At 58.6% G+C, this 16,521-nt stretch carries 20 protein-coding genes; 11 read left to right on the top strand and 9 right to left on the bottom strand.

Features of this window, described 5'->3' with window-relative positions:
* Positions 1 to 8 precede the first annotated feature (8 nt).
* From BN1800_RS00755 to BN1800_RS00745, 3 genes are all read left to right on the top strand, one after another.
* A complete protein-coding gene (locus BN1800_RS00755) occupies positions 9 to 1,034 on the top strand; it encodes a histone deacetylase family protein (RefSeq protein WP_086993522.1) in 1,026 nt (341 codons plus the stop codon).
* A 13-nt stretch (positions 1,035 to 1,047) separates the two neighbouring features.
* Positions 1,048 to 1,602 (top strand): recombination regulator RecX, encoded by a 555-nt coding sequence (gene recX / locus BN1800_RS00750; RefSeq protein WP_086993520.1) that lies wholly within the window; start codon positions 1,048 to 1,050, stop codon positions 1,600 to 1,602.
* 99 nt (positions 1,603 to 1,701) lie between these two features.
* Entirely contained in the window at positions 1,702 to 2,613 is a 912-nt protein-coding gene (locus BN1800_RS00745) for an EamA family transporter (protein WP_086993518.1), read from the top strand.
* Here the strand turns inward: BN1800_RS00745 and BN1800_RS00740 are convergent.
* Positions 2,610 to 3,077 carry a group III truncated hemoglobin gene (locus tag BN1800_RS00740; protein ID WP_086993516.1) on the bottom strand — a complete coding sequence of 156 codons (468 nt, stop codon included), beginning with the start codon at positions 3,075 to 3,077 and terminating at the stop codon, positions 2,610 to 2,612. The genes BN1800_RS00745 and BN1800_RS00740 overlap by 4 nt on opposite strands.
* 169 nt (positions 3,078 to 3,246) lie before the next feature.
* On the opposite strand from BN1800_RS00740, the gene mbfA reads away from it, so the two are divergent.
* Positions 3,247 to 4,230, top strand: coding sequence for an iron exporter MbfA (gene mbfA / locus BN1800_RS00735; RefSeq protein WP_086993514.1), 984 nt, complete (start codon positions 3,247 to 3,249; stop codon positions 4,228 to 4,230).
* Between the two features lie 123 nt (positions 4,231 to 4,353).
* Here mbfA and BN1800_RS00730 read toward each other — a convergent pair whose 3' ends face one another.
* Complete coding sequence (locus tag BN1800_RS00730; protein WP_086993512.1) at positions 4,354 to 4,953, bottom strand: transglutaminase-like cysteine peptidase; 600 nt, start codon at positions 4,951 to 4,953, stop codon at positions 4,354 to 4,356.
* 183 nt (positions 4,954 to 5,136) lie between these two features.
* Positions 5,137 to 5,937: an alpha/beta hydrolase gene (locus BN1800_RS00725; RefSeq protein ID WP_086993874.1), complete on the bottom strand. Its 801-nt coding sequence runs from the start codon at positions 5,935 to 5,937 to the stop codon at positions 5,137 to 5,139.
* 182 nt (positions 5,938 to 6,119) lie between these two features.
* On the opposite strand from BN1800_RS00725, the gene infC reads away from it, so the two are divergent.
* The 5 genes from infC (at position 6,120) to pheT (ending at position 11,272) form a co-directional block, all read left to right on the top strand.
* On the top strand, positions 6,120 to 6,656 hold the full coding sequence (infC, locus tag BN1800_RS00720) for a translation initiation factor IF-3 (RefSeq protein WP_037142171.1): 537 nt from the start codon (positions 6,120 to 6,122) through the stop codon (positions 6,654 to 6,656).
* A gap of 299 nt (positions 6,657 to 6,955) precedes the next feature.
* Positions 6,956 to 7,159: a 50S ribosomal protein L35 gene (rpmI, locus tag BN1800_RS00715; protein WP_004108077.1), complete on the top strand. Its 204-nt coding sequence runs from the start codon at positions 6,956 to 6,958 to the stop codon at positions 7,157 to 7,159.
* 39 nt (positions 7,160 to 7,198) lie between these two features.
* Positions 7,199 to 7,603, top strand: a complete 405-nt coding sequence (rplT, locus tag BN1800_RS00710; RefSeq protein WP_027510575.1) for a 50S ribosomal protein L20 — start codon at positions 7,199 to 7,201, stop codon at positions 7,601 to 7,603.
* Between the two features lie 146 nt (positions 7,604 to 7,749).
* Positions 7,750 to 8,832: a phenylalanine--tRNA ligase subunit alpha gene (pheS, locus tag BN1800_RS00705; RefSeq protein ID WP_027510576.1), complete on the top strand. Its 1,083-nt coding sequence runs from the start codon at positions 7,750 to 7,752 to the stop codon at positions 8,830 to 8,832.
* Between the two features lie 16 nt (positions 8,833 to 8,848).
* A complete protein-coding gene (gene pheT, locus BN1800_RS00700) occupies positions 8,849 to 11,272 on the top strand; it encodes a phenylalanine--tRNA ligase subunit beta (RefSeq protein ID WP_086993511.1) in 2,424 nt (807 codons plus the stop codon).
* A 64-nt stretch (positions 11,273 to 11,336) separates the two neighbouring features.
* Here pheT and BN1800_RS00695 read toward each other — a convergent pair whose 3' ends face one another.
* A complete protein-coding gene (locus BN1800_RS00695; protein WP_027510578.1) occupies positions 11,337 to 11,696 on the bottom strand; it encodes a nuclear transport factor 2 family protein in 360 nt (119 codons plus the stop codon).
* Between the two features lie 168 nt (positions 11,697 to 11,864).
* Between BN1800_RS00695 and BN1800_RS00690 the strand changes: the two genes are divergently transcribed.
* On the top strand, positions 11,865 to 12,482 hold the full coding sequence (locus tag BN1800_RS00690) for a hypothetical protein (RefSeq protein ID WP_086993509.1): 618 nt from the start codon (positions 11,865 to 11,867) through the stop codon (positions 12,480 to 12,482).
* On the opposite strand, the gene BN1800_RS00685 is transcribed toward BN1800_RS00690, so the two are convergent.
* Together BN1800_RS00685 and BN1800_RS00680 are read right to left on the bottom strand one after the other, a co-directional pair.
* Positions 12,472 to 12,915, bottom strand: coding sequence for a GNAT family N-acetyltransferase (locus BN1800_RS00685; RefSeq protein WP_086993507.1), 444 nt, complete (start codon positions 12,913 to 12,915; stop codon positions 12,472 to 12,474). The genes BN1800_RS00690 and BN1800_RS00685 overlap by 11 nt on opposite strands.
* A gap of 11 nt (positions 12,916 to 12,926) precedes the next feature.
* Positions 12,927 to 13,874, bottom strand: a complete 948-nt coding sequence (locus tag BN1800_RS00680) for an aldo/keto reductase (protein WP_086993506.1) — start codon at positions 13,872 to 13,874, stop codon at positions 12,927 to 12,929.
* 180 nt (positions 13,875 to 14,054) lie between these two features.
* Between BN1800_RS00680 and BN1800_RS00675 the strand changes: the two genes are divergently transcribed.
* The gene (locus tag BN1800_RS00675) at positions 14,055 to 15,041 is read left to right on the top strand and encodes a Gfo/Idh/MocA family protein (protein WP_027510582.1); all 987 of its coding nucleotides are present in this window, start codon (positions 14,055 to 14,057) and stop codon (positions 15,039 to 15,041) included.
* Here BN1800_RS00675 and BN1800_RS00670 read toward each other — a convergent pair whose 3' ends face one another.
* Genes BN1800_RS00670 through BN1800_RS00660 form a run of 3 tightly spaced genes read right to left on the bottom strand, consistent with a single transcriptional unit; the run spans position 15,042 to position 16,505 of the window.
* Positions 15,042 to 15,434 carry a hypothetical protein gene (locus BN1800_RS00670; RefSeq protein ID WP_051336587.1) on the bottom strand — a complete coding sequence of 131 codons (393 nt, stop codon included), beginning with the start codon at positions 15,432 to 15,434 and terminating at the stop codon, positions 15,042 to 15,044.
* Positions 15,427 to 15,789, bottom strand: a complete 363-nt coding sequence (locus tag BN1800_RS00665; RefSeq protein ID WP_027510584.1) for a DMT family transporter — start codon at positions 15,787 to 15,789, stop codon at positions 15,427 to 15,429. The genes BN1800_RS00670 and BN1800_RS00665 overlap by 8 nt, the downstream gene beginning before the upstream one ends.
* 11 nt (positions 15,790 to 15,800) lie before the next feature.
* Positions 15,801 to 16,505: a class I SAM-dependent methyltransferase gene (locus BN1800_RS00660; protein ID WP_086993504.1), complete on the bottom strand. Its 705-nt coding sequence runs from the start codon at positions 16,503 to 16,505 to the stop codon at positions 15,801 to 15,803.
* Between the last annotated feature and the right edge of the window lie 16 nt (positions 16,506 to 16,521).

Genomic DNA, 16,521 nt, shown 5'->3' with positions numbered 1-16,521 from the left:
AGAAGTCGGTGCGCGTCATCTATTCCGAAGACCACAAGCTGCGTGATGCGAAGACCGAACTGCATGGTGGTCTTCTTGTGACGCCATTCGAAGGCCCTTTCCGCGCCGAGTGGATATTGGAGGCGGTGAAGGAGGCGGGCTTTTTGGATATTGTCGTGCCGGAGCGGCATGGCCTGGAAACGGCTCTGAAAGTCCATGATGCCGGCTATATCGATTTCCTGTCGAAGGCCTGGAATTTGTGGAAGGCGAGCGGCGCTGCGGGCGAAGCGATCCCGACCTCGCTGCCGGTTCGCCGCGCGACGCAACGCGTGCCGAACGATATCGATGGCATGCTTGGCTATTACGCCAATGCCACCGAAACCTCGATCACCGACGGCACCTACGAGGCGGCGATCGCTTCGATGCAATGCGCGCTCACCGGTGCCGACTGGCTGAACGCTGGCAATCGCTTCGCCTTTTCGCTCTGCCGCCCGCCCGGCCATCACGCGGGCATCGATCTTTTCGGCGGTTATTGCTTCATCAACAATGCCGCCGTCGCGGCACAGCGCCTGCTGGATCTCGGCGCGAAGAAGGTCGCGATCCTCGATGTCGATTTCCATCACGGCAACGGCACACAGGACATCACCTATCGCCGTGGCGATATCTTCTTCGCCTCGCTGCACGGCGAACCTGCCAACGCCTTTCCCTATTTCTGGGGCTATGCCGATGAAACCGGCGAGGGTGATGGCGAGCACTGCAATGCGAACTACCCGTTGCCGCGCGGCACGGCCTGGGTTGCTTGGTCGGCAGCGCTTGCGGATTCGCTTTCGCGCATCAAGGCTTTCGGGGTCGAAGCCATCGTCGTCTCGCTTGGAGTCGATACCTTCGAACGCGATCCGATCTCCTTCTTCGAGCTCAATTCAGATGACTTCATGCGCATGGGCGCGATGATCGCCAAAGCGGACCTTCCGGTATTGACCTGCATGGAGGGCGGCTATGGCGTACCGGAAATCGGCCTTAACGTCGCCAACATGCTGAAGGGCCTCGAGGGTTAGAAAAGCCCTGCCGATGGACGATCAAGATCAGCAATCCGATGTTCCGACGCCGCGCATGCTCTCCTGGGCACGCAACTCGACGATCTATCGCCTCGAGCGCCGGATGATGACGGAAAAACAGCTCTTCGATGCGATCACGCGAAAGGCGAAGCAGAAGTTCGAAAACATCAGTCCGGCGCAGTTGAAGGCGCTTGCCGATTCAGCGATCAAATTCGCCTATGACCAGAAGGCGCTCGACGATGTCGCCTATGCTGCGGCGAGCACGCGTTCGGCTGTGCGCGGCGGAAAATCGAAACGGGTCATCGCGCAGAAACTCTCCTCGAAAGGAGTGGCAGGCGATATCGTCGATACCGCGCTCGAGTATGCCGACGATCTGTTCGCCGCCGTCGTCTTCGCCCGCAAGCGCGCCTTTGGGCCGTTCCGGCATGGCGACCTTGATGAGAAGCGAAAGGCGAAGGAGCTTTCAGCATTCGCCCGCAATGGATTCAGCTTTGAGATCGGCAAAAAAGTTTTTGGCATGAGCGCGAGTGAAGCTGACGAGGTGCTCGAAACCAGGCGGGCGCTTTAGCGGCCTCCGTTCATAAAGCCCGCTTATGTCCGGATCAGAAGTTTGCATTTGCCGTTCTGCCAGTGCCTTCGTATCAGTGGTGCAAATCAGGAGCGGGAAATGGATCAGAAGACAGGCGAGCCAGCGGCAAACGGCAGTGCCGTTGCGTTGACTGCATCAGCGCCCGCATTTTCCGGCGGTGTTGCGGCCGGTGCGCTGATGTGCCTGCTGTCGATGTCATCTATTCAGTTTGGCGCGGCATTCTCTTCCGGCGCGATCGCAGCCTATGGATCCGCTGGTGCCTCTTGGCTGCGGCTTGTCTTCGCGGCAGTTATCCTTGCGATCGCCATTCGTCCGCCATTGCTGCGTTACAGCCGCGAGCAGTGGATCGGCGCGCTGGTTCTCGGCACGACGACGGCGTTGATGACCATGTCCTTCTTCGCGGCAATCGAGCGAATTCCCTTGGGGCTTGCTGTCGCGATCGATTTCCTTGGCCCGCTTTCCCTCGCGACGTTCGGTTACGGCCTTACCCGCCGTCTGATCTGGCCGGCAATTGCCGCCGCCGGCGTCCTGTTCCTCGCTTATGACGGGGAGGAATGGGTCGGCAATCTGCCTGGCGTGCTCTTCGCCTTCGGCGCCGGCGCGGGCTGGGCGTGCTATATCATGCTGACGAAGAAGGTCGGAGCGGTTTTCCAGGGGCTCGAAGGCCTCTCCATGTCGCTGATCGTCGCGGCAGTGGTCGCCACGCCCTTTGGCTTTGCGGGCGCCGTTCCGAACCTCGATGGCTACGGCCTCGTCGAGATGGCGGGCTTGGCGATCCTTGTTCCGCTCCTGCCTTATACCTTGGAAATGATCGCGTTACGGCGGATGACGACGGCCGCTTTCGGTATCCTCATGAGCTTGGAGCCCGCAATTGGCGCGCTTGCGGGCTTCCTCATCCTCTTCCAACCCATGACGATGTTGCAGATGTTTGGCACCGCTCTGGTCGTTGCAGCGAGCGCAGGTGCGACCTTTTCGACGGAAAAAGCTTAGGCGGGCTTGCGCGCCGGATCGTCGAGTGCGGGGTTGTAGAATAGCGATAGCGTCAAGCTCTTCGCGATGCGTTCCGCTGTCGCCATGAACCACGCCTTTGCCTCGGCATTAGGAGCGATATCGTCGAGCGTTGTGGCAAAGAGCTCCAGCCATTGCGGAAAGAGAGCCGGCGTCATGTTGGCAACACCGACATGTGCTTGCACTGGCTTACCACCGTAGGCGCCGCTGCGGAATGCGACGGACGACCAGAAACTTTTCATCTTCGACATGTGTTCCGGCCAACGGCCGGAAAGCCGGGCGTCGAAAACCGGGCCGAGTTCGGGATGTGCAAGGACGCGGCCGTAGAAGGTCTCGACCAGCCTGTCGATGAAGGCATTGTCGATGCCCATCGCCGTCATCTCCGTTTCCGCCCGCTCGCGGATTGCGGCAACATGTGCCGCCCGGCCCTGCAATTCACCGCTCATCTTAAACCCCGAATGGCCACTTTCTTGCGGCACGCATCATATAGGCATCTGCCGTTTCCAACTGAAGTACACAATTCGTCTTGCGGCAATCTGTCAGATCGACCGCCGGATGCTTGACGCTTTACGGCGCACTGTCTAGATTTAGAATAATTCTAAAATGGAGCGTGCCATGCTGCCGCGGTTTTTCAGGTCGTCCAAACGTTCATTCAAGTCATTGTCGGAACAGGAAATTCTGGCACTCGCGATTGCTTCGGAGGAAGACGACGCCCGCATCTATCTCGCCTATGCCGACATGCTGAAAACGGCCTATCCCGCCTCGGCTCAGGTTTTCGAGGATATGGCTGAGGTCGAGGATACGCACCGCAAGTCGCTGATTGAAATCCATCGGCAGCGTTTCGGCGAACGCATTCCGCTGATCCGCCGCGAGCATGTGCAGGGCTTTTATGAGCGCAAGCCGGACTGGCTGCGCAAGAACCTGTCGCTGGAAGCAGTGCGGCAGGAAACCGAAACAATGGAGGAACAGGCCTACCGCTTCTATGTTGAGGCAGCAAAGCAGACTTCGGACGCCTCGACACGCCAGTTGCTCGGTGATCTGGCGCTTGCCGAACAGGGTCATGAAGACATTGCCAAGATGCTCGGCGACAAGCATACGCCGGAAGACGTTAAGGACGCCGAGGACGAAAATGCGCGGCGGCAATTCGTGCTTACCTATGTGCAGCCTGGCCTTGCGGGCCTGATGGACGGTTCCGTCTCGACGTTGGCGCCGATCTTTGCCGCCGCCTTTGCGACGCAGGATACGTGGCAGACTTTTCTAGTCGGCCTTTCGGCTTCGGTTGGCGCCGGTATCTCGATGGGCTTCACGGAAGCCGCACATGACGACGGCAAGATTTCCGGGCGCGGTTCGCCTGTCAAGCGCGGTCTTGCCTGTGGCATCATGACAACGCTCGGCGGCCTCGGCCATGCGCTGCCTTACCTCATTCCGCAATTTTGGACCGCGACCATCACTGCCGTCGTCATCGTCTTTTTCGAGCTATGGGCGATTGCGTTCATCCAGAACAGATATATGGAAACGCCGTTCCTGCGCGCGGCCTTTCAGGTCGTGCTTGGCGGCTGCCTGGTGCTGGCCGCCGGCATCCTGATCGGCAATGGGTGAGGGTGCAACGCCGAACGCCCTGAGCCGAAGCGAAGGGCCGGCTCAGCCGCGGCAAACAAAGGCAAAAGAAAAAAGGCCGGGCATTCAGCCGGCCTTTTGCAGTCATTCGTATTGTGAGATTGCTTACTTCAGTGCGCCGACCAGCACGTCGTAGCCATTCTCTATGGTGACCCAACGCCCGGCATTGAAGCTCGACTGGCGCTTGACGAAGGAATACGGCGTATCGAACCAGGGTTTCACGCTTGAAGCGAGATTGTCGAGAATGAAGTCGCCTTCGGCTGTGCGCAGCGTCAGCACGGCATGGCCCTCGCCATCCGGCTTGCGAACCACGGTCATCAGAAGGTTTGCCGGCTCAAAACCGCGCTGGATCAAGATGCGGCGCTTCAGGAGCGCAAAGTCTTCACAGTCGCCCGCCGTTGTCGGGTAAGCCCAGATTTCGTCTTTGCCATAGATTTCCTTGTCCGTCATCGGGGTAATGGTGCTGTTGACGGTGGAATTGACCGAGCGGATCAGAGCCCACTTCTCACTCTTCATTTCCGCAGGCCCTGCATTCCGATCCGCGCCGCATTCGGCCCGATGGGTCTGGCAGAAATCATAATGGCCAATCGGCTGCGAGGTAGCGCCGCCGGTGACCATCGAGAGGTTTTTCGTGGGGGCCGGTAATGCGGCCGAAGACATCGCAAACATGGCCATTGTGGCCACCAAGTAACCCTTTATCCGCACGCCCGTTTCCCTGTATCGCCCCTGTATTTATTAACAAAGAGTTAACGGAGAGGGGGTTGAGGAGTCAATCATTACTTCTTGCAGGGCCGCTTCAACCCACCGACATGGTTAAAATGACACACGAATTCATGCTATGCGGCGGATGCGATTCCGCCTTCGTTCGGAGGCGGCGCGGTCTTTCGATCAATGAATAAGGCCTTTGGCGGCAGACAACATCCGTTCGATGTCCTGCGGCCGGGATAGCCGATGGTCGCCGTCGCGGATAAAAGTCAGCACGACATCGTCGGCGGGCAAGTGTTCTATCAGCTTCATGGCATGACTGTAGGGAACGTCCGGGTCTTTCATGCCTTGCAGGATATGCACCGGGCAGCCTGTCTCGATAATTCCGGTCAGGACCCGGTTTTCGCGTCCGTCTTCGAGCAGGGCACGGGTATAGATGTTCGGTTCCGGGCTATATTCGGACTTCTCTTCGAAATAGCCGCGTTCCGCGAGCGAGATGCGGTCCTTCTTTCTCAGATGCGGCTCGATGAGCTCCGAGGTGAAGTCGGGTGCCGGCGCGATCAGGACCATGCCGTCGAGCTTTGGCGCAGTGTCCAGCTTTGCAAGCTCCTGCGCCAGCCGCAACGCGATCCAGCCGCCCATCGAGGAGCCGACGACGATGATACTCTCGGGTTTCGTATGAAGGATGACGGCAAGTGCCTCTTCCAGCCAGCGGGAAATCGTTCCGTCTATGAATTGCCCCCCGGAAAGACCATGGCCCGAATAGTCGAGACGAATGCAGGCAAGTCCGAGTTCGCCGGCCAGACGGTCAAGCTCGATCGCCTTTGTTCCGCTCATGTCCGACCTGTAGCCGGAGAGCCAGACGAAGGTCGGGCTGCGATCCTTCGAGACAGCTTCGCGAATGATGAAAGCAATCCTTCGCTCCGCATCGCCTTCGCCCACTGTCAGGAACTGCGGGTCGGATGTGGCTGTTGCTTCGGACATAAGCAGAACTCCCATTGTTTGCTCCTATAAAACAGATTCTCGATAGGCTGACAGCAGGTGATTTTTCCGCTAAAGCGTGTTATTGACGACATCGCAGCGAAAGCGAGACTTTGAGACTTTGTTTGCGCCCCCAAATGGAAGCGCGAAGCTGCAATCCGAAACAACTCGAGGAGAGTACGACCATTCGCAGACCTTTTAAAACCGACGCGCCCGTGAAGGAAGGGCCGCGTTCGAACCGGGAAATCCGTGTTCCCAAGGTTCAGTTGATTGATGCTGAAGGACAAAATTTGGGCGCGGTGCCCACCGACCAGGCCTTGAGAATGGCTGAAGAAGCCGGTCTCGACCTTGTGGAAATTTCTCCCAACGCCGAACCGCCTGTGTGCAAGATTCTCGATCTGGGCAAGCTGAAATACGCCAACCAGAAGAAGGCTGCCGAGGCGCGCAAAAAGCAGAAAATCGTCGAAGTCAAAGAAATCAAGATGCGTCCGAACATCGACACTCATGATTATGAGGTGAAGATGAAGGCTATGGGCCGCTTCTTCGAGGAAGGCGACAAAGTCAAGGTGACGCTGAAGTTCCGTGGCCGCGAAATGGCCCACCAGGAACTCGGCATGAAGCTTCTGCAGCAGGTCAAGGCCGACACGCTGGAATTTGCAAAGGTCGAAGCCGAGCCAAAGCTTGAGGGCCGCCAGATGATGATGGTGCTCGCGCCGAAGTGAGCGCGGTCCTCATCGACGCATCAAAGCCGTCCGCAAGGGCGGCTTTCCTGTTTTTTGTGCGGCTGAAGATTCCTTGCCTGCCCCGTTGCACTTTTCTGGCGCTGCGGGTATAAGCGCGCGTCCGAACTGACCGGCAGGGCATGCCGTGGCAGTTTCGAATGCTTGCGGGACGGTTTCGTCGCCATACCCGCAGATCAACAACAAACGCTCCCGCACCTTGTTGCGACTCCGCAAAACCGGACATCGCAGAAGGGCTTCTTTGAAGAAGCGTGCAGGGAGGACAGAAACGGAGTAGCAAAATGCCCAAGATGAAGACGAAGTCCTCGGCCAAGAAGCGGTTCAAGATCACCGCGACCGGCAAGGTCAAGGCCGCCGCTGCTGGCAAGCGCCATGGCATGATCAAGCGTACCAACAAGTTCATTCGCGACGCACGTGGCACGATGGTTCTCGCTGAACCCGACGGCCGCAAGGTCGTGAAGAACTACCTGCCGAACGGTCTCTAAGACTATTCCGCGAACGCTTTAGATTAAGGAGATCATGAAATGGCACGTGTAAAAAGAGGCGTAACCTCTCACGCCAAGCACAAGAAGGTTCTGAAGGCAGCAAAAGGCTTCTACGGCCGCCGCAAGAACACCATCCGTACCGCCAAGGCTGCAGTCGATCGCGCCAAGCAGTACGCCTACCGCGACCGCAAGGTGAACAAGCGCAATTTCCGCGCGCTCTGGATCCAGCGCATCAACGCTGCCGTCCGCGAATTCGGCCTGACCTACGGCCGCTTCATCGACGGCCTGAACAAGGCCGGCATTGAAGTCGACCGCAAGGTTCTCTCCGACATGGCAATCCATGAGCCGGAAGCATTCAGCGCGCTGGTCACAGCCTCCAAGAAGGCTCTTGAGTACCTCAAGGAAGCCGGTACGAAGAACGAGTTTGAAGGCGCGGTTCGTTAACCAGCGCTTCCCAAGCTTGACGCTTTTTTGAATTTTGGGAAACCCGCGCTGGTTTGGGCTGGCGCGGGTTTTTCTTTCTTTGTACTTCTTGCCGGCTTTCACCAGCCTCCGATTACCCGCCTGATCCTGGACGGAAAGAATTGACGATGTCAGATATCGACCATCTCAAATCATCGCTGCTTGCGGAAATTGCTGCCGCCGATGACGAACCGGCGCTGGAAGCCGTGCGCGTTTCAGCCCTCGGAAAAAAGGGCTCTGTTTCCGAGCTCCTGAAGACGCTTGGCACGATGTCGCCCGAAGAGCGCCAGACCAAGGGCGTTGCAATCAACGTCCTCAAAAATGAGGTCGCAGAAGCGCTTGCCGCGCGCAAGGCGACGCTCAAGGAGGCGGCGGTCAATTCCCGCCTGAAGGCGGAGACGGTCGACATCAGCCTGCCGGTCCGCTCATCGCCCGTCGAGCGCGGACGCATCCACCCGATCAGCCAGATCGTCGACGAGATCACCGCGATCTTCGGCGACATGGGCTTCTCGATCGCAGAAGGTCCGGATGTCGAGACCGACTATTACAACTTCACGGCGTTGAATTTCCCCGAAGGCCACCCAGCCCGCGAGATGCACGACACGTTCTTCTTCCAACCGGATGAAAACGGCGAGCGCAAGGTACTGCGCACGCACACCTCGCCGGTGCAGGTGCGCACGATGGAAGCACAGAAGCCACCGATCCGCATCATCATCCCTGGCAAGACCTATCGCCAGGATTCGGATGCAACTCATTCGCCGATGTTCCATCAGGTCGAGGGACTGGTGATCGACACGAAGGCAAATGTCGCCAACATGCGCTGGGTGCTTGAGGAGTTCTGCAAGTCCTTCTTCGAGGTCGACAGCGTGACGATGCGCTTCCGTCCGTCCTTCTTCCCGTTCACCGAGCCGTCCTTCGAGGTTGATATCCAGTGCGACCGCTCCGGCCCGATCGTCAAGTTCGGCGAAGGAACGGATTGGATGGAGATCCTCGGCTGCGGCATGGTGCACCCGAACGTGTTGCGCTATGGCGGTCTCGACCCGGACGAATATCAGGGCTTTGCCTGGGGCATGGGCCTCGACCGCATCGCCATGCTGAAATACGGCATGCCGGACCTGCGCGACTTCTTCAACGCCGATATTCGCTGGATGACCCATTACGGCTTCCGCCCGCTCGACATGCCGACGCTGTTCGGCGGTCTGAGCGCGTAAAGGGAGGATTGAGATCATGAAATTCACACTCTCCTGGCTGAAGGATCATCTGGAAACGGATGCCACCCTCGATGAAATCTGCGCCCGCCTGACGATGATCGGGCTGGAGGTCGAAGATGTCGATGACAAGGCAGCCTTCAAGCCTTTCGTCATTGCCAAGGTTCTCTCCGCTGAAAAACATCCGCAGGCCGATCGGCTGAAGGTTCTCTCAGTTGATACCGGCAAGGGTCCGCCGGTCCAGGTCGTCTGCGGCGCGCCAAATGCGCGGGCGGGTCTCGTCGGCGCATTTGCCGCATCGGGCACCTATGTTCCCGGCATCGACGTAACACTTTCCGTCGGCAATATCCGCGGCGTCGAAAGCCATGGCATGATGTGCTCCGAAAAGGAGCTGATGATTTCTGACAATCATGAGGGCATCATCGATCTGCCCGAAGACGCGCCGGTTGGGACCAGCTATGCGGCTTATGCCCACCTCGACGATCCGGTCATCGAGATCAACCTGACGCCGAACCGTCCGGACTGCACGAGCATCTACGGCATCGCGCGCGATCTGGCCGCGTCGGGTCTCGGCACGCTGAAGGCACGGCCTGCGCCGTCCTTTGCCGTCGAAGGCGAGACACCCGTCAAAGTAAGGCTCGATCTTGATGACGAAAAACTCTGCCCAGGTTTTGCGCTCCGCCTCGTGCGCGGCGTCAAGAACCGCTCGAGCCCGAAATGGATGCAGCAGCGCCTGCTGGCAATCGGTCTGCGCCCGATCAATGCGCTGGTCGATATCACCAACTACATGACCTTCGATCAAGGGCGGCCGATGCACGTCTTTGACGCTGCAAAAGTGAGCGGTCATCTGACGGTTCGCCGCGCAAAGGAAGGCGAGACGGTGCTGGCGCTCGACCAGCGCGAATACAAGCTTGGGCCCAACAACGTCGTTATCGCCGATGCCGATGGCATCGAGTCGATCGGCGGCGTCATGGGCGGCGAGCATTCCGGCTGCGACGAAAACACGACCGACGTGCTGATCGAATGCGCACTCTGGGACCCGATGAACATCGCCAAGACGGGCCGCACGCTCGGCATCATCACCGATGCCCGCTATCGCTTCGAGCGCGGTGTCGATCCGGAATATATGGTTCCCGGTCTGGAGCGCACGACGGAACTCGTTCTCGAACTTTGCGGCGGCACGCCGGCGAAGGCGGATGTCGTTGGCTACCAGGGCTATCAGCCGAAGGTCGTCGGTTTCCCTTATTCGGAAGTCAAGCGCCTGACCGGCCTCGAAGTCTCGACTGAGGAGAGCAAGGATATCCTGACCCGCCTCGGCTTCATGGTGTCAGGTTCGGGCGAACGTGTCTCCGTCGCTGTTCCTTCCTGGCGTCCGGATGTCGATGGCAAGGCCGACCTCGTCGAGGAAGTCATGCGTATCCATGGCGTCGACAACATCAAGCCGGCGCCGCTGGAAAGCCATGCCGCGGTCAACGGCAAGATCCTGACAACGCTGCAGATTCGCGACCGCATGGCCAAGCGGGCGCTTGCCTCGCGCGGCATGCTGGAGGCCGTCACCTGGTCCTTCATTTCGGAAGAGCAGGCGAAGCTCTTCGGCGGCGGCTCGCCGGCACTGAAGCTTGCAAACCCGATCGCTGCCGAAATGTCCGACATGCGCCCCTCGCTCCTGGCGGGTCTGCTGACGGCGGCACAGCGCAACGCCGACAAGGGCTACGGCGATGTGGCGATCTTCGAAGTTTCCGGCACCTATGAGAATGACAGGCCGGAAGGCCAGCGCCGTGTTGCCGGCGGCATTCGCCGCGGCACGGCGTCGCTCGCCGGCTCCGGCCGCATGTGGTCGAATAATGTGAAGGGCGGCGGCAAGCCAGTCGATGTCTTCGATGCCAAGGCCGATGCGCTGGCGGTGATCGAGGCCTGCGGCTTGCCGATGAGCAACATCCAGATCGAGCAGGGCGGACCGGAATGGTACCATCCCGGCCGCTCGGGCACGATCAAGATGGGCCCGAAGGTCGTCCTCGGCTATTTCGGCGAATTCCATCCCTCGACGCTCGAAGCGCTCGATGTCTCCGGTGCGCTCTGCGGCTTCGAAGTCTATATCGACGCCATGCCAGAGCCGAAGAAGAAGGCGACGCGCACCAAGCCGGCGCTGGAGCTTTCGCCCTTCCAGGCCGTCAAGCGCGACTTCGCTTTCGTCGTCGACAGGACGGTAGAAGCGGGCGCGATCATCAGGGCCGCGAGCGGTGCCGACCGCAAGCTAGTCACCGGCGTCAATGTCTTCGACATTTTCGAAGGCGCGTCCCTTGGTGAGGGCAAGAAGTCGATTGCGATCGAAGTGCAGATCCAGCCCGTCGAGCGGACGCTGACGGACGAGGATTTCGAAGCCTTGACGCAGAAGATCGTGGCGAGCGTAGCGAAATTCACCGGCGGCGTGCTGCGAGGCTGACGAGCACATGATGGGCGCTCCGGGCTGGCGGCTTCGCCGGCCCGAAGCACTGAAAGCTGCGTCATCAGGCATGCAGGTAGTAAAGCTTGTTGACGATGGTCCAGCGGCCGTCGATCTTCAGCATCGACAGATAATCGGTAAATCGCATCCCCGCGAATTCGTCAGTCACCTTCACCATCGCGGCATCGCCTTCGATATCGATCGTTGTTATGTCCATATAGGGTTGCGTACCCGGCGGAGCGGCGCCTTCGGCCGTGATTGCAGCGATGAATTCGTCGCGCGTCAGCCATTCGACCATATTTTCGTAGTGACCGATGATTGCGCTTTGCGGATGGAAGGCCTTTCGCAAAGCCGCTTCGTTGGCAAAGGTCATGCCTTCGACGTAGAGGTGGACGACTGCTTCGACTGCCTGCTGTTCGGACATATCTCGCACCCTTGTATCGGCGTCATCATAACGCTGGAAGATTTAGAGCTAGGCTCTCTCCCGGCAAGCCGTGCCAAGCTGGAGCAGCTGGTAAGGCTGGAGCCCGCAATTTCCGGGTGGCAATAGCCGGAAGGCGGGATAGGGTCGTGCCAGTAGATGGAGAGGTGCATGAAGAAGCCTGGATCGATGAAATCGCTCGAGGATATGGGCCGGGCGCGGCTTTCGAAGAATTTCTTCTTCCGCGATTTCCTGCATTCCGAGATCGCCGATTTCTATCGAATTCCGAACATTCCCGACGACCCGGACCTGGCGATCGAGGCGGGCAGGCGGCTTTGCGAGGAACTGCTCGAACCGCTTCAGGCAACGTTCGGCAGATTGCACATCCGCTCGGGCTACCGTTCCGCCGCCGTCAACGAGTTCGGAAACAAAAACAAGCTCAATTGCTCGACCAATGCATCAAGTGCCGCGGACCATATCTGGGACAGGCATGATTTCGATGGCTGCATGGGGGCGACGGCCTGTGTCGTCGTACCCTGGATGATCGATACTTATCGCGATGAGGAAGAGTGGCAGAAGCTTGCATGGTGGATCCACGATCATCTGCCCTATTCATCGCTCTGCTTCTTTCCGAAGCTATGGGCCTTCAACATCCAATGGCACGAGCGGCCAAAGCGTGTGATCCAAAGCTATGTGCGGCCGCGCGGCACCCTCACCAAGCCTGGTATGGCGAATTGGCAAGGTGATCATTCGAAGTTCTACGAGGGTCTTCCGCGGCTTAGAAACTGATGCGGTAGCGGATGTGTCCATCGCTTTCGACATAGCTGTCGTAGAGCGCACGTGCCGTCTTGTTCTGTTCGTTGGTGTGCCAGTAAAGCCGCGACCAGCCGTTCTGCTTGCAGAGAGAAACGAGGTCATCCAGCAGCGCCCGGCCGACCCCTTTGCCGCGGGCGGCAGAATCGACGAAGAGATCTTCGAGATAGCAGTCCTTGCCGCGAATCCACGTACCTTCATGCGTCAGCGATAGGGTGAAGCCCATCACCTTTCCATCGACTTCCGCAACGCGCATGAAGATTGCCGACGCCGGATCGAAAACCCGGCGCCACGTTGAATCGGTAATGTCCTTATCGACCGTCACTTCGTAGAAGGCGAGATAATCCTTCCAGAGTCCGCGCCAACGCGCTTGGTCTTCCGGTCTCGCATCGCGGATTGTCACGGTCATGTCATTCCCCCTCAGGAGCCAGCTCGGTCGAGCAGTCTCATTGCTTCGTCGGAAAGCTCCAGTTCAGCCGCTTTTACAAGGCTGTCGAGCTGAGAGGTGCTCGTAGCACTGGCGATCGGTGCCGTCACGCCTTTCTTGTTGAGCAGCCAGGCGAGCGAGATCTCTGCAGGTGTTGCACCCGTCTCGGCGGAAATCTGATCAAGTGCGGCAAGAATGCGCATGCCCTTGTCGTCGAGATATTTCGAGACCCGGTCCTCGCGGGCCTTGCCCTTCGTATCGGCTTTGCTGCGGTACTTGCCGGTGAGAAAGCCGGCTGCGAGGCTGAAATAGGTGATGACGCCGATATCTTCCTTGACGCAAAGATCGGCAAGCCGCCCTTCGAAGCTGGAGCGCTCATAGAGATTATATTCGGGCTGCAGCACATCGTAGCGAGGAACGCCAGCCTTCTCCGCGGCATCGAAGGATGCCTGAAGCTGGCCGGCATCAAGATTAGAGCAACCGATCGCTCGGATCTTGCCCTGCTTTTTCAGCTTGGCAAAGGCGCCGAGCGTTTCTTCATAAGGCGTATTTTCGTCTGGCCAATGCGAGAGGTAGAGGTCGATGTAATCCGTCCCTAGGCGCCTAAGCGAATCCTCCACGGCCTTCAGGATATATTGCTCTTTCAGCGTCCTGCCTTGGCCCATGTCGGAGCCGACCTTGGTGATGATGACCGCCCTGTCGCGGGAAACCTTTCCGTTCTTCAGCCACTTGCCGATGATCTCCTCTGAATCGCCGCCCTTGTTGCCGGGCACCCAGGATGAATAAACGTCGGCCGTATCGATAGTGTTGAGACCCGCGTCGAAGAATGAATCGAGAATATCAAAAGACGTTTTCTGGTCGGCGGTCCATCCGAAGACATTGCCGCCGAAGACGATAGGCGAGATTGAAAGACCTGTTTTTCCAAGCCTGCGCATCTTCATGGCGTTCTCCTAAAATGCTGATTTGATTGAAAGTGCGGATGCGACAGAGCGCCGCGGGGAGTAAACTAACGCAGGTTCCGGCAGAGGAAAACCAAACTTCCGTGATTTGCGCGCGCGCCATTGCGTCGCTCGCCACCCCTGAATAAGGTTGCGCCCATTCAAGCTCTGGGAGGCTAAGCCATGCTCCGTTTCGGTATCATTTCGACGGCAAAGATCGGCCGTGAACTCGTCGTTCCGGCCATTCAGGACGCGGAAAACTGCGTCGTCACCGCAATTGCCAGCCGCGACCTGAAAAAGGCCCGAGAGATGGCCAGCCGCTTTTCCGTACCGCATGCTTTCGGTTCCTATGAGGAGATGCTCGCCTCCGACGTGATCGATGCCGTCTACATTCCGCTGCCGACGTCGCAGCACGTCGAATGGACCATCAAGGCGGCAGACGCTGGAAAGCACGTCCTTTGCGAAAAGCCGATCGCACTCAATGCCGGCGAGATCGACAGCCTCATTGCTGCGCGCGATCGCAATAAGGTCCTGATTACCGAAGCCTATATGGTGACCTATGCGCCGGTCTGGCGAAAGGTCCGCTCGCTGATAGCCGATGGTGCGATCGGCAAGCTGCGCCATGTCCAGGGTGCCTTCACCTATTTTAATCGCGATCCCGGCAACATGCGCAACATTCCCGCACTCGGCGGCGGCGGCCTGCCCGATATCGGCGTTTATCCGACGATCAGCACGCGCTTCTCGACCGGCAAGGAACCGGTGCGCATCCAGGCCGTCACCGAACGCGACCCGGAATTCGGCACCGATATTTATTCGAGCGTGAAGGCCGACTTCGGCGATTTCGAGCTGAGTTTCTACATATCCACCCAGATGGCAAACCGCCAGGTCATGGTCTTCCACGGCACCGAGGGTTATATCGAGGTGAAGTCGCCCTTCAACGCCGACCGCTGGGGGCCGGAGGAACTGGAACTCGCCAACCGCAGCCACAACGAGTCGACAATCTTCCGCTTCCAGGACAGCCGCCAGTATAGGCGCGAAGCTGAAGCTTTTGCCCGCGCTGCGAAGGGCGAGAAGGAAGAGGTGGTGACGCTCGAAAGCTCGAAGCTGAACCAGAAGGTGATCGACGCGATCTACCGCGCCAGCGAGAGGGACGGCTGGCAGCCAGTTTGATTATTTGCGAAACGCGAGCCGCAGGTAGCCGAAAATTGCAAAGCACAGTGTGGCGGTGGAGGCGAGAGCCATCGCCGCCAACGGCTGCAGAGACGGCAATGCCGTTACGAGCGTGGCGTAGAGGCCTTGGTTCAGAATTGCCGCGATTATTAGGATTGCGGCAAGGCCAGGGCGTTCTGTCGACAATCGATTGCGTGCTTTAAGATCGATGCGGTGCAGCAATGCGAGCGTAATGGCAAGTGCTGCAAGAAGGCTCAGTGTCCGCGCGAGAAGCGGGCCAAACGCCGCATTCAGCAGCAAATGGAAGAGTAGCGCATCTATCATCAGTCCGAGCAGCAGCAATGCGATAAAGCGCAGGAACAACAAAATTCGATTGGAAGAACTGTCAGCCATTGATCGCCAGCATGCCGGCTATGATGAAAATGGCGCCAATGACGTAGCGTACAGTAAGAGCCTCTCCGAGAAAGACCTGCGCTAGCAAAGGAACGAAACAGAAGGTCAACCCCATGAAGGAGTAGGCAATCGTCAGAGGGACGGCTTTCAGGACGTAGATCCAGATAATCGTTCCGAGGGCGTAAAGGAGCAGTGCTGCGAGCAGCACGGGATTGAGAAGCAGCGCAAGGATATTGCGGACATTGAGTTCGCCTGCGGTCGCGCTCGTCAGTTTGAACAGCACCTGACCCGAGGCGATCAGCAGCGGCGTGCCGATAAGGCCAATCCACGTGCTCGCTGAAAAAGTGGAAAGCATCGAACCGTCCTTCAATCCGCTGCACCTCTTTCTTCCGAATAGAAGATGTCGCGGCCTATATCCTCGCAGACGTAGACTGAAGGCACCGGTTGGACAGCTCTCAGGAAGGAGTGCGTATAAGGGAAGAAGTTGAAGTGCGGGTTGAACGTGTAGCGGTATTCGCGCTCACGCGGCACAACGATGATGAGGCGGCGTCTTGCAATCCGGCGCAGTTCCGCGATCGCCCGCCGGTAGTCGAGAATATGCTCGATCACATGTGTGCAGATGACCGTGTCGAATTCCGCGTCTGCAAAGGGGAGGGTTTCGACCTTGGCGGCGACATATTCAATGCCGGAAAGGCGCGACGCGTCGTCTATCACGAAGTCGACGCCTGTGAGGCGATGGAGTTCCGGATGCGCCGACTGAATGCGGCTGAGCAGCGCGCCGGTGCCGCACCCGATGTCGCAGACAGTCTCGCCCTCGATCGATCCGAGGATGCGACGGATGCAGGCTACCGAATTGTCAGTGCCTTCGTGAACGCGGGGATGATTGCGGTAAAGCTCGGCATACTCTTTTTCCGAAAGGAATGGCGCGCGCTCGCGGAAGTTCGCTAGATGGGTGATATGGGCGCCCCAGACGCGCTGTGCAGCCCAGCGGAAAGCACCTGAATCGCGGATAAACGGCGGTAGGATATCTTCCAGCACGAAACGGATGCGGTTTGTGGTTTCTCTATTCATGGAAGTGGCGTCACCT

The organism is Rhizobium sullae, assembly GCF_900169785.1.
GTDB lineage: Bacteria > Pseudomonadota > Alphaproteobacteria > Rhizobiales > Rhizobiaceae > Rhizobium > Rhizobium sullae.
This window is presented reverse-complemented; position numbering and strand designations above follow the sequence as displayed.